At 34.1% G+C, this 12948-nt stretch carries 9 protein-coding genes and 1 pseudogene; 3 read left to right on the top strand and 7 right to left on the bottom strand.

The features are described 5' to 3' along the window. Positions 1 to 7: 7 nt before the first annotated feature. Positions 8 to 1819, bottom strand: coding sequence for a TonB-dependent receptor plug domain-containing protein (locus JHL15_RS11740; protein WP_200245923.1), 1812 nt, complete (start codon positions 1817 to 1819; stop codon positions 8 to 10). A gap of 658 nt (positions 1820 to 2477) precedes the next feature. Here JHL15_RS11740 and uvrA point away from each other — a divergent pair. Then, entirely contained in the window at positions 2478 to 5270 is a 2793-nt protein-coding gene (uvrA, locus tag JHL15_RS11735) for an excinuclease ABC subunit UvrA (RefSeq protein WP_200245922.1), read from the top strand. Positions 5271 to 5326: 56 nt separating this feature from the next. Here the strand turns inward: uvrA and JHL15_RS11730 are convergent, their stop codons facing one another. Continuing rightward, entirely contained in the window at positions 5327 to 6097 is a 771-nt protein-coding gene (locus JHL15_RS11730) for an NAD(P)-dependent oxidoreductase (protein WP_317193033.1), read from the bottom strand. 233 nt (positions 6098 to 6330) lie between these two features. On the opposite strand from JHL15_RS11730, the pseudogene JHL15_RS11725 reads away from it, so the two are divergent. Beyond that, positions 6331 to 7440: pseudogene (locus JHL15_RS11725) on the top strand (epoxide hydrolase family protein). A gap of 325 nt (positions 7441 to 7765) precedes the next feature. Here the strand turns inward: JHL15_RS11725 and JHL15_RS11720 are convergent. The 5 genes from JHL15_RS11720 to JHL15_RS11700 are packed head-to-tail and all read right to left on the bottom strand — an operon-like array spanning position 7766 to position 10845. Continuing rightward, positions 7766 to 8488 carry a hypothetical protein gene (locus JHL15_RS11720; RefSeq protein WP_200245920.1) on the bottom strand — a complete coding sequence of 241 codons (723 nt, stop codon included), beginning with the start codon at positions 8486 to 8488 and terminating at the stop codon, positions 7766 to 7768. A gap of 5 nt (positions 8489 to 8493) precedes the next feature. Next, positions 8494 to 9477 carry a hypothetical protein gene (locus JHL15_RS11715; RefSeq protein ID WP_200245919.1) on the bottom strand — a complete coding sequence of 328 codons (984 nt, stop codon included), beginning with the start codon at positions 9475 to 9477 and terminating at the stop codon, positions 8494 to 8496. Between the two features lie 41 nt (positions 9478 to 9518). Then, positions 9519 to 10010, bottom strand: a complete 492-nt coding sequence (locus tag JHL15_RS11710) for a hypothetical protein (protein ID WP_200245918.1) — start codon at positions 10008 to 10010, stop codon at positions 9519 to 9521. 16 nt (positions 10011 to 10026) lie between these two features. After that, complete coding sequence (locus JHL15_RS11705; RefSeq protein WP_200245917.1) at positions 10027 to 10500, bottom strand: hypothetical protein; 474 nt, start codon at positions 10498 to 10500, stop codon at positions 10027 to 10029. 21 nt (positions 10501 to 10521) lie between these two features. Next, complete coding sequence (locus tag JHL15_RS11700) at positions 10522 to 10845, bottom strand: DUF4870 domain-containing protein (RefSeq protein WP_200245916.1); 324 nt, start codon at positions 10843 to 10845, stop codon at positions 10522 to 10524. Between the two features lie 232 nt (positions 10846 to 11077). Here JHL15_RS11700 and JHL15_RS11695 point away from each other — a divergent pair, with 232 nt between their 5' ends. Next, entirely contained in the window at positions 11078 to 12940 is a 1863-nt protein-coding gene (locus JHL15_RS11695) for a helix-turn-helix transcriptional regulator (RefSeq protein WP_200245915.1), read from the top strand. Positions 12941 to 12948: the final 8 nt, after the last annotated feature.

Genomic DNA, 12948 nt, shown 5'->3' with positions numbered 1-12948 from the left:
ATTAAGTTTACTTAATATTAATATTGTAAGTGAATCCTATATGAAACCATCTGTTAGGCATCTGAACGCCAAATGTTTCAGTATATTTCGTATTCGTAATATTGTTGATTAAAACATAAACGGAAAAATCATTTTTAGCAAAACTAATTTTCTCGTCTAATAAATTATAACTTCCAAGATTCACTCTGTCATTATAACGATATACCAGTTCATTAGTAAAATTCTGCAAGAAACGCGTCTCTAATTTTGCTATAAACTGGTGTTTTAAATTATCTAAAACAAACCTTGAAACTACATCATTTAACTGTTTGGATTTCGTATCAATATAGGTATACCCAACAGAGTATTTCAACCAGTTAAATAACCTGTGATCAAGTTCTGCTTCAATACCTTTTGTATCTATTTTTCCGACATTCTGAGCATACCAAACTTTATCTTCCAATGTTTTCTTTACCCAATCAATAGAGTTATTAGAATTCCTCATAAACCCACTTACCTTAGCAAGCAACCCTTTATTTTGATATTGATATCCTATTTCTGTAGAAACGGCATTTTCAGGAAGTAAATCAGGGTTTCCCTGTTCTGTTGGGCTTTTATAATAAAGATCAGTGAACGTTGGAACTCTGTGAACTCTTGCAATATTTCCATAGACCTTATTATTTGAATCGAGGTTATATCCCACATCTAAACCAGGATAAAAGAAATTTCCTTCCTTAGAATAATTAGCCCAGGAAATTCCTGGAGTAATATTCAGCTTTTTATCCAATAATGAAAAATGGTGTTCAAAAAAAACTTGTGATACAAAGCGATTTCTATTTCCTAAATTATTACTCGCCAGAAGTTCTTTTCTTAGCTCTACCCCAACTCCTGTTGTTCCTAATCCCCATGAATAGCTTGAATTAACTTCACCTCCCACATTATTTCCAATGTGCATATTTCTGTAGATGCCAGGATTTTGTCTATTAAATACATACATATCCTGACCTCTTCTCCAGTACACATTAGAATTAAGTTTTAACTTTCCAAAGGTTTGCTGATGAGCTAAACTTACAATTGAAGCCTGCATCTCTTCATATTGTTCTGTAGCTTGTGGAGAAGAGTAAAACCCATTTGCTCCGAATTTCTTCTCTGAAAAACCAGCCTGCAGTCTTAAATCACCATTTTTAATAGCCAATCTATTCTGGTAAAACACATTTCTTATTTCATAATCTGTGTTGTGCATATATCCCTGAGAAGTAGTAGAATTAGCTTGTAAGGTATTGGAGAACTTTTCAGTTCCCAATTGTGCATTGAGTCCAAAACCATATGTTTCATAATCCCCTCCTTCTGCACTTATTTTTACCCTTTTGCCTGGAGTTGTTTTCGTAATGATATTAATAACACCCGCATAAGCATTTTGTCCAAATCTTCTCGCTGCAGGACCTTTTACAATTTCTATTCTTTCTACATCTTCAAGATTCACAGGAATATTCATGGAATTATGCCCGGTTTGTGAATCATTCATCCGGATTCCATTCAATAACAAAAGAACCTGCTCAAATGAACTTCCGCGAAAAGCAATATCACTCTGTACACCATTAGCTCCTCTCCTTCTGATATCCATTCCCGGAACCTGCTGTAGAATCTCATCAATGCTTTTGGCCGGAGAATTATGTATTTCCTCTTTCGAAATTATAGTGATATTCTGATTCGCATTTTTATATGGAGTCGCGATAAATTTACCCTGAACTTCTATCGTTTCAATATCTGTAGATTTTTCCTGGCCCTGTGCTACTACAATACCCCCAAGAAAAAAAATGACTCCCAGCTTTTTCATCATATCCTTAATTTTTAAGATTTTTTTAAGATTTCCAAAATTAGATGACTTCGACAATACTCACAAATGATTATTATCATAATATTCCCGATCGATAATTCTATTTATCTCCCCTTAAAATAATAACATAAAAAAAGACGCAGTATAAACTGCGCCTTGTGTGGGGGAATTATCTTTTTCTCATTAAATGTGTAACAAGGTCTCTGAATAATTTAACCATCGCTTTATTACATATTTATGAGTACAATTTTAAATAATTTTAAAACACGAAACAATAGGTTAACATAAAAAAACTTAAAAAATCATAATTTTTTTTTCAAAGATAAAAACCTATCAATCAAAGGATAGATTTATATTAAAATTGTTTAATTTTCCAACCTGATTACATCCCTTTATTAGTGATAAAAACAAAAGTTATTAAAAAAAGTGTGTTTAATAATTCAGTCTAAAAAATATCAGCCCCTTAAGATTATTGAAAGAATCAATTTATTTCTTCTGTTAAGCTAATAAAGTATTTTTTAAGTTTTAGAAACTCCTTTTATTCACGTTTTATGACAAAAATATTAACAGTCTGTTTAATAGATTTTTTGAATGGTAAAGGAAACAATTATAATTAATAAATCCGGCAAAAATTCGTATTTTTGTTGGTCTTAATTTTACTATGGCATCAATTACAGAAATAGATATAAAAAAACAGGTATTTGTTAAAAATGCCCATCTTAACAACCTGAAGCACATCGATGTATTAATTCCTAAAAATAAACTGATTGTCATTACAGGAGTATCCGGAAGTGGAAAATCTTCTTTAGCTTTTGACACCATTTATGCAGAGGGACAGAGAAGATATGTTGAGAGTTTAAGTTCATATGCACGACAGTTTTTAGGTAAACTGGAAAAACCGAAAGTGGATGATATTAAAGGCTTAGCTCCTTCAATAGCCATTCAGCAAAAAGTAATTTCTTCTAATCCCCGTTCTACGGTAGGGACTTCCACGGAGATCTATGATTATTTGAAGCTTTTATTTGCAAGAATCGGGAAAACCTATTCTCCAGTTTCCGGGGAGGAAGTAAAAAAAGATTCAGTTACTGATGTTGTTGATTTTATCAAATCTTCAAAGAAAGACGCTTCTTTTCTTTTAACAGCTCCATTGGAATATGACATTACAAACTTTACAGAAACCCTCAATATTTTAAAACTGGCAGGTTTTACCAGGCTGGAGATCAATGAAAATGTAGCGGGAATTGAAGACTTAGAAAGCTTTGGTTTCACGCCCGAAAAAGGAATGGTAATCAATCTGGTTATAGACCGTTTTGCCTATGAAGAAGACGAAAGTTTTCTCCAGAGATTAGCAGACTCTATCCAGATGGCTTTTTATGAAGGTCGAGGATATTGTTCTCTTAAAAATATAGAAACAGGAAAAGTAAAGGAGTTTTCTAACAAATTTGAATTAGACGGGATAGAATTTCTTGAACCGAATGTTCATTTCTTTAGTTTTAATAACCCTTATGGTGCATGCCCTACATGTGAGGGATATGGAAAAGTGATCGGAATAGATGAAGATCTTGTCATCCCAAACAAAACACTTTCCGTGTATGAGGATGCTGTTGTTTCATGGAGAGGAGAAACGATGAGTGAATGGAAAAAAGCTTTTATAAAAAAAGCAGGTGAATTTCCTATTCATAAACCTTATCATCAATTAACAAAAGAGCAGAAAAATTATTTATGGAAAGGAGATGGCAGCAGCAGCTTCCCATCCATTAATAATTTCTTCAAGATGCTTGAAGAGAATCTATATAAAATTCAGTATCGTGTAATGCTTTCACGTTATCGCGGTAAAACACTTTGTCCGACTTGCGAGGGACTAAGGCTTCGTGAAGAAACAAGTTGGGTGAAAATTGATGGACACAATATTCAATCTACCATTGAGTTACCATTGGATGAACTTTTCCCTTTAATTAATAATCTAAAACTTTCAGAACACGATCAGGAGGTTGCTAAACGACTTCTTTATGAGATTACCACAAGATTGGAATTCTTATTAAAAGTGGGATTAGGTTATCTAACAATCAACAGAACCTCCAATACCCTTTCCGGAGGAGAAAGTCAAAGGATCAACCTTGCTACCAGTTTAGGGAGCTCATTAGTGGGTTCTATTTATATTCTCGATGAGCCTTCCATAGGATTGCACTCGAGAGATACGGAAAACTTAATCGGAGTTTTGAAAAATCTTCGTGATCTGGGCAATACGGTTATTGTGGTTGAGCATGATGAAGATGTAATGAGAGCGGCCGACTATATTATTGATATTGGTCCTGAAGCAGGCTATCTTGGTGGGGAGTTGGTTTTTGCAGGAGATTACAAAGAGCTGAAAAATGCAGACACACTTACCTCTCAATATTTAACAGGAAGATTAGAAATCAAAGTTCCTGAGAAGAGAAGAAAAGCGAAGGAATGGATCCATATTAAAGGAGCCAGACAGAACAATCTTAAAAATATTGATGTTGATGTTCCTTTGGAAAGCCTTGTGGTTATTTCGGGAGTCTCAGGAAGTGGAAAATCTACTTTAATGAAAGAGATCCTGACAAATGATATTCAGATACAATTAGGAATGGGTGGAAAAAAAGGAGATTATGACTCTGTAGAATTCCCTAAGAAACTCATTAAAAATATTGAACTGATTGATCAGAATCCTATTGGAAAATCTTCCCGTTCTAATCCGGTTACTTACCTTAAAGCCTATGATGATATCAGAGATCTTTTTGCTAAGCAAAAGATGTCCAAAATGATGGGTTATAAGCCAAAACATTTCTCTTTCAACGTGGATGGTGGAAGATGTGATGAATGTAAAGGAGAAGGTGTGATCAATGTTTCCATGCAGTTTATGGCAGATATTGAACTGGAATGTGAAACCTGTAAAGGAACACGTTTCAAGAATGAAATCCTCGAAGTAAAATTTGACGAGAAAAATATTTCTGATATCCTTCACATGACGGTAGATGAAGCTTTGGAGTTCTTCAAAGAGAATCATGAAGAAAAGATTGTAACAAAATTAAAACCGTTACAGGAAGTAGGCTTGGGATATCTTCAACTTGGACAAAGCTCTTCCACTCTTTCAGGAGGTGAAGCTCAGCGTGTGAAGCTGGCCTCATTCTTAGTAAAAGGAGTAACAACAGATAAGACCTTGTTTATTTTTGATGAGCCTTCTACAGGCCTTCATTTCCATGATATTCAGAAATTACTGAAATCCCTTCAGGCTCTGATCGATCTCGGACATTCTGTTATTGTTATCGAGCATCAGCCGGATATTATTAAATCTGCAGACCATATTATTGACATCGGTCCTGAAGCAGGAAAATATGGTGGCGAAGTCGTTTTCGCAGGAACACCTGAAGAATTGGCAAAAAACAAGACATCTCATACAGCAAAATATATTAAAGAAAAGCTAGAGAACTAGATACAAATAGAGAGTCAGATTGACTCTCTATTTTTTTATAACAATCGGACTATTAATTAAGGTAAATTGTATAAAAAGGGGCTTTGCCTAGTATAACTTGCATTCTCTATTTGTGAAATTAAAAATTCAGCTAAGTCGGTTGCGCTTATCCCCTCTCCTTTACAATCTTCAAGGTTGGCCTCCGTGGCAAATCTTTCAGAAGTTTGGATGATTAGTGGCAGTCTTACCAAAGTCCAATCCAGACCTGTTTGCGTAAGAATTTCATATTCTTCCTGCCGATCTTTTGTTGTTTTAGGATAGTTTTGATACATCCAGTCAGTTGCCTGTTTTACTTTGATACTTTTCTGGTCAAAAGGTGTATCTACATTCAATCCTGCGATTACAATATATCTTTTAATTCCATGTGAGATCATTGATCTGGTAATATTCCTGGTAGCTTCACTGAATATAGATTCCTCTCCTACCGGCTGACCTAATGTACTTATAACAACATCACAATTATTAAGTAAGGTATTGATTGAATCATAGTTCCTTGCATCTCCCTTCACTATTTCTATTAGGGGATCATCAAGCTTAAAATTTTCAGGAGTTCTTAGTAGTAATTTAATATTGTACCCCTTTTCCAAAAGGTTTTGTACAAGATATTTTCCGGATTTTCCGGTTCCGCCAATTACGGCAATAGTATATGATTTCATATTATTCTCTTTATTGTTAATCAATTCGTTAAAAATCAGAATACTGAATAACGAATTCGTCTTTAAATTTAAAATACAGATGATAGGGTTCAGAAATTTTGAACCTTTAGATATCCAGGCATAGAAATGCACTGGAATAAATGGTAATATTTACAAAGAGATTTTGATGGTGTAAATGTAATTATTTAATTTAAAAATTACAGATAAATTAAATTTAAATCTTAAAATATTATAATTTTATTCAATGATTTAGGAATTAAATTATATTTGTTACCATCTGGGAAGCAATATCTTAAATTAATTTTAGCCAAAAAATAAGACATATCCTTTACCGAAACCAATGTATAAAACCAAATTCAAATAATATGAAACCATTTACCGTAAACATTTCAGAAACTGTTCTCAGTGACCTGAAAAACAGAATTAAAAATACCCGCTGGCCGGGAGAAGCAGATGGCTCCGACTGGCACTTTGGTACAAGTGAAAAATACCTGAAGGAATTCGGCGAATATTAGGTGAATGAATATGATTGGAGAAAAAATGAAGAGCTACTGAATCAGTATCCTCAATACATCACTGAAATAGATGGGATCCAAATTCACTTCCAATACATAAAAGGGAAAGGTAATAACCCTATACCTTTGTTATTGACTCACGGTTGGCCAGACAGTTATTATCGCTTTCATAAGATCATCCCCTCCCTTACAGAAGGTGAACAAAGTTTTGACTTAATTATCCCTTCAATTCCAGGGTTTGGATTTTCTGACAAAGTTGCTGTAAGCAGTGAAGGTGTTGCAGATCTATGGATAAAGCTAATGACTGAAACTCTTGGATATAAGAAGTTTTGTGCAGCAGGTGGTGATGTTGGAATGGGAGTTACAAAAGCATTAGCTTCAAAATATCCGGACATTATAGAAGCTGTCCATTTCACAGACATCGGTTACCCGATGGGACAAGAAGATCCGAGTACAATGACTGAGGAAGAGACCCAATTTGCCCAATTTGTTCAGCAATGGTGGTATACTGAAGGCGCCTATGCAATGGTACATTCTACCAAACCTCAATCATTAGCCTATGCGCTTAATGACTCTCCCATTGGTCTGGCTTCTTGGATTATTAGCTTTGGGAACGCTGGAGCTCCACCCGAACTAATTGAAACAGCATTTGGTGGAAAAAACGAGCTTTTAACCAATATCATGATCTATTGGGTGACTCAAACAGTCGGATCATCTATGAGAATGTATAAAGCTGATGCTATTGCACAATGGGGAGGATCTGAGCCTTTACAAAAAAGCAATGTTCCTGCAGGAATTGTAGTACTTCCCCGTGAAGCTCAATTTCCCCGTGAGTGGGCAGAGCGCTTCGTAAATGTGGTATCATTTAAGAAATTAGATGAAGGAGGGCACTTTGCAGCATTGGAAGTACCTCAGGCGTTTGTAAATGAGATCAGAACTTTCTTTTATTCCCTGAAATAATTAAAATATATTAAACAATTGTATAAATAAATACATGTAAAAAATTGGAACACAGAGTTATCCACATTTTTTTGTGGATAACTTGTGAATTTTAACATTTAATTCATGTTTTGTATTAAAAATATTCCTACATTTACTATGTATTACAACTGAAATGAAATCAATTTTTGCTTTTTTCAGATTTGAAATTGCAATTAAATTTATAAAAATTTAAGCACAGCATTGTCGGCTGTGCTTTTTTATTGTTGTCTAATTAAAAAAATGAGATGTATTTATCTACTGAATCCGCTTCTAAAGAGCGGATTCTTTTATTTAGACAGCTTTTTTATTCTCTTTCAAACTTCTTTAATGTACCATTTTCATTCAATTCAATTGAATAACGTTCCCTGCTTCCACTGATACTGGATGGATACCATCTTAAGGTATTTTTCCAGACAGAAAGGTAGATATTTGTAATGGGTTCTGCTCCTTCTGTTTTTGACACCTCTTCGTCATAGATTTTCCCAGCCCTTGCTATATTGCTAAAAGGTATCTTGTTTAAAGAGACCAATCTGGTTTTAATATCATCTTTTACAGATAATTGTTCCGGTGTAGGCTCAGACCAATTGCCATCTCTATAATCATAACTATCAACGTATTCAGGATTTTGAGGATGCTGAAGCATAACATGAATCCTGCCATCATCATAAAAACTGATTGTCGAATAAATAAAAATCTCTTTCCCCATGTACTGAGGAAGCTTTCTTAATGCTTCCTCAGCTTTATTTAATTTTTGTTCATTGGTTAGAAAATTAGTGTTTTTACCTTCTTTCGGGTGTCGAACATGGGTTGGATGATTCTTTTCCATTATAGTATTGACCAAACGCTGTGCTTCGTCGATCTGTCGCTCTACAGCCGGATCAAATGGACTTTTAGGAGGCTCTTCTTCCTTTTCCACATGGGCTGCACTATCTTGCGTAGCAGGCTTAAGTGTATCTTTTATACTTTTAGAAATTTGCTCACAACTTATCAAAAGCATACCACTGATTATTATAATTGTTTTTTTCATAGTGTTTAGCTTATTTCATCCATATCTGATGCAAGTGCAATCCGGTCAGGGTTTTCTTTTAGATAAAAAATTTCTACGGTCTCTTGTCTTACCATATTAAGATCAAGAAGGTTTACAATTCTCTTTAGCTCGGATCTTCTTGTACGATTCTGGTAATCAACATACTCCATTTTAAACAGAATCATAGGCTGTTCATTAATATAGGTTCCGGTTTGGCTGGCGCTGAGTAGCTTTGCTGTAGTCTTTATCCCTTTAAACTTGATGAGTTCTGCTTCCCCTTTTTTGCTACCCGCAAATACCTTAAAAATAAAAGATAACCCTATTCTATATGATAAAAGTATGACAGGGCAAAGAATCAAGGGGTGCCAAAAGACTATAAAACGCCACCCTGTTCCCATACTCTCTGTAAGATAAGCATACATATAATAACCTGAAACGAGAGCAACAAGTGTCAACCAACCCAGACAGATAAGAAAGATAACAAGAATATTGATTTTTGCTTCGGTTCCTGCAAAAATAAAATAAGGTACCCTCTTCATCTCTTCATCAATAAGAATATCTATTTTTTTGCCTGCTTCAAATCGGCGTTGTTGGGGCTTTGAATCATTTACATGTGCTTTTTGAAGTATTTCGGTATCTACTAAGTTTTTAAACAAAAGCTTTAATTCATAGGAATTATATTTGCTTCCATCTTTTGATACTTTTACAGCTTCAGTTATTTCCGCTTTTCTGCGTACTCCATTTTTATTTAAGTATTCAATATTCTTTTTGGCCGTAAAATTAGATAAGACCCATTTGCGAAAATAACCAATCAGAACAATGCTCCACAAAATCACAGACAGTGTTAAAATCCCTAAAGCAAGCCAGGGGTTTGTTCCTGCTAATGATGGAGGATCATCACTTTTGGTGTTGTAATACAAAATCATAGGAAATGGAATTGCAAAAAACAACATATAAAGCATCCAAAATAGGGCAACGCCTTTTTTCATATTTTTAATTATTTGGTGATGAATAGTGTTCTGTCCTGAAGTTACCTGCTATCAACAAACTTAAGAATGGGGCTTAATATTTGTTCCACATACTCTGTTTCTCTTATTGTACTTTTCTTACTTCCGGAAAAGGTATCACTGATTGGATAATTCCTTAAAAATTGTTTCTTCTTTTTTCCAATAGCATACGCCATTTCACCATACTCTGCCGTATTAATGATGGTCATTTCATCCAATGCCATTAACCTTTTCCTTATGGATAATACATAGATCTTGTATATGCTATTCGTTTTTTTATCGAATAAAAATTTTACACTAGCCCGGAAAAGAAAATCATAAGTTGCATAAAAAAGCATAATACCGCCAAGACCATATAGAATGTATTTTATATTATAATTCAGTTGACTCATAAGGGGAACAAAACAAAATATAACAAAAGACAGAAGAGTAAATATTCTTATTTTAGGCAGGTATCCAAAATATGGCTTTATGCTCAATTCTGTAGATGTTATTTCCAATTGATATTTCTCCATTTTAGCTGTAGTTCAATTATTTATCTTCAATATTCATAATCTCGCTGACTTCATTGATTGCATTTTGAGCCACTTTTGACCCGAATAACCCTACCACAATAGGAACTCTTTTTTCCTTACCATTATGATCGAATATAAAGAAGGCAGTACTATCCATTGTTATAAAAAGATATTTTCCCGTAAGTACATAAAACTGTTCAAAATCTTCAAATCTGTAAACGACCTCTCCGCTCAGCATATTATTTTTATGTATCACCGTTTTAGCCTGTGTATCAATAATTAATCTCTTGGTCGTTTTTAACAGATTAACAATGGCAAAAACAAAAAATAGTAAAGCACCCCATAATCCTATCTTTCTCTCAGGAGGAATAATACAATATACAACAACTGCTATTGCCAGGCACACGATCGTTCGTAAAACAGCAGTTGATCTATTCGTTTTTATAAGAAACCTGCTCCCCTCCTGTGTAAAATATTTATAATCGTTCATCTTACTTCTTCTAACCAGCTGTTAACCTATAAAAGCAAATTTATCTTCAAACATTTTACCGAATAATGGAACAGGTTTTTCAGCACCATTAGCAGCATTAATAATTCCTAATATCCAAAATATCGTAATGAGAAGTCCGACAATTCCTAAAAAGCCTAGTGCAGGTGATATAGAAACCAAAATTCTCATCAGAATATTAAAAAGAACACTAATAATCATTAGTCCCAGTGATTGTCTTAAATGGTATTTAAGCAGAGAATCTGCATTGTCTTTTCCTAAAACATAGGCGATAATCCAGCCAAGAGGCGTAATGTAGGAAACAATAGATAAGGTTTTGTTGTTCATAATTTTGTTATTAAATGATGCAGCAATATTGCTGTCACAAAGTTTCATTCAATAGGCATATATTTCCAAACTTTACTCCCCTACAAAGCATCTACTGCTCTTAACAGGACGTCTACAATATGACTACAGCCCGTAAATAAAATTGATTTTCAAAGCATTACAACTGAATATAACATTTGATAATTACAAACTTTTATTCGCTGATTTAACAAATTATCTTAATTTTAAGTATATGAAATCCGCATTCTACAAAATATTTTTATGTGCCTGTTTAGGGATAAGCTTTAGTGTTTTTTCACAAAGTACATATGCCGACAGTTTGCAATCCGCAATTAATAATCCTGCACTGCAGGAAAAGGATAAACCTTTTCTATTAAATCAACTTGCAGATATCTACAGAATAAACAGAAATTACCCGGCTGCAGAAAGTAAAGTGAGGCAAAGTGCCCGTATAGCCTTAAAGCATAAAAATTACCTTGAAGCAACAAAAGCATATACCCTTCTCACGGTTATAAAAGCTAATGATCAGCAAATAGCCTCTTTAAAGAAATTAAGCGATTCGGCATTAATAATTGCCCAGAAATCTAAAGATCCTGTCGCAATGGCATCGGGATATTATGCAAAAGTATTTTTATATAAAACGTTGGATGATCCTGAAAAGAAAATTAAATTTTGTCAACTGGGATTAAAAGAGTTGGAGAAATCACCTGATCCTTATATTTCCGCTTGTTTTTATTATCAGCTTTATGCTGCTTATTCAACATGGGATAATGTAAAGCAGGTCAACAATTATGCTCATAAAGCAGTTCAAAATGCAGAAAAAACAAAAAGTTACAATTTACTGAGTAATGCTTATGCCGCATTATCGGTCGCCCACGAATATAATTACAAGTCTTCTAAGGAAAAAAAGGAATTGGATAGTGTCTTATTTTATTTGAAAAAATCAGAAGCCCTTCATCTAAAATATCCGACAAGAGTATCCAATTATACGTATGCTATTACATGCGTCAACATTGCTAATGTGTATCTCACCTATTTTCCTGTTAATGATAAAAGTGCAGAGAAAAATGCTATCTATTATGCTCAGACAGCAGGAAATGTATTAAAAGATAATCCTAATGCTTCAGAAGTTAAAGCCACTAGTTTAGGAATACTAAGTGAATATGCTAAAAGAGATGGTAATCTTTCTCAAACAGAAAAGTATTTGCTGGAAGCTTACAACCTTATGAAGCAAGATAAGGCTCCATACTATTATACACTCATCAATATTACTCAATCTTTAACCAATTTTTATAGGAAACAGGGCAATTTTGAAAAAGCTCTGGATTTTCAGTCAGAAGTAACTGAATACAGTAACAAGAATTTTAATCAACAACAAGCTTTGAATGCCCAGAAGCTGGAAATACAATTTGAAACAGAAAAAAAGAATAATGAAGTAAAAATTCTAAAAGAAAGAGAAGAAAGCCGTAAAACACAAAACTATTTATACATCTGTATTGTAATCGCATGTGTAGTCGGTCTCCTTTTCATGTTCCGTTCCTATCATTTCAAACTCCGTCTTTCTTTACAACGCGAGAAACAGCTTCAATTAGAAAAACAGGAATCTGAAATGCAGATCAAATTGGAAAAAGAAGAGCAGGCCAGATTAAAGGCAGAACAACAATTACTTGAAACCCAACAACAGCAATTGCAAAAAGAGGCAATGGCAAATGTTCTCCAGCTGGAACACAAAAACCGAATGTTGCATAGTATAAAAGATAAACTGGCAGATGACAGTTCCTTAAATATGCAGAAGATCATGAAAGAAGAAATGGTTCTTGATAACGACTTTGAAGGGGCAAAATTACAGATACAGCAAGTCCACCCTGATTTTTTCAACCTCATCAATGAGAAGGCTCATAAAAAGCTAACACTTCTGGATATGAAACTCTGCGCCTATCTTTATCTTAAAATGGATACCCGCCAAATCTCTCAATTGATGCATATAGAACCTAAAAGTGTGAGAATGAGTCGATATAGGGTTAAGCAGAAATTAGGTCTTGATAAAGATGAAGATCTTAATCTTTTCCTACAGAACCTTGTTAAAATCACCTGAACCGATCC

Origin of the sequence: Chryseobacterium paridis (assembly GCF_016595215.1) — a bacterium.
In the GTDB taxonomy this organism is placed as follows: Bacteria; Bacteroidota; Bacteroidia; order Flavobacteriales; family Weeksellaceae; genus Chryseobacterium; species Chryseobacterium paridis.
Note: the sequence above shows the minus strand (reverse complement) of the source record. Positions and strands in the feature narration are given on the sequence as shown.

Excerpts from the sequence above, each read along its gene's own strand:
- uvrA (WP_200245922.1), top strand. The coding sequence starts at position 2,478 with ATGGCATCAATTACAGAAATAGATATAAAAAAACAGGTATTTGTTAAA.
- JHL15_RS11695 (WP_200245915.1), top strand. The coding sequence starts at position 11,078 with ATGAAATCCGCATTCTACAAAATATTTTTATGTGCCTGTTTAGGGATA.
- JHL15_RS11715 (WP_200245919.1), bottom strand. The coding sequence starts at position 9,477 with ATGAAAAAAGGCGTTGCCCTATTTTGGATGCTTTATATGTTGTTTTTT.
- JHL15_RS11710 (WP_200245918.1), bottom strand. The coding sequence starts at position 10,010 with ATGGAGAAATATCAATTGGAAATAACATCTACAGAATTGAGCATAAAG.
- JHL15_RS11720 (WP_200245920.1), bottom strand. The coding sequence starts at position 8,488 with ATGAAAAAAACAATTATAATAATCAGTGGTATGCTTTTGATAAGTTGT.
- JHL15_RS11705 (WP_200245917.1), bottom strand. The coding sequence starts at position 10,500 with ATGAACGATTATAAATATTTTACACAGGAGGGGAGCAGGTTTCTTATA.
- JHL15_RS11740 (WP_200245923.1), bottom strand. The coding sequence starts at position 1,819 with ATGATGAAAAAGCTGGGAGTCATTTTTTTTCTTGGGGGTATTGTAGTA.
- JHL15_RS11700 (WP_200245916.1), bottom strand. The coding sequence starts at position 10,845 with ATGAACAACAAAACCTTATCTATTGTTTCCTACATTACGCCTCTTGGC.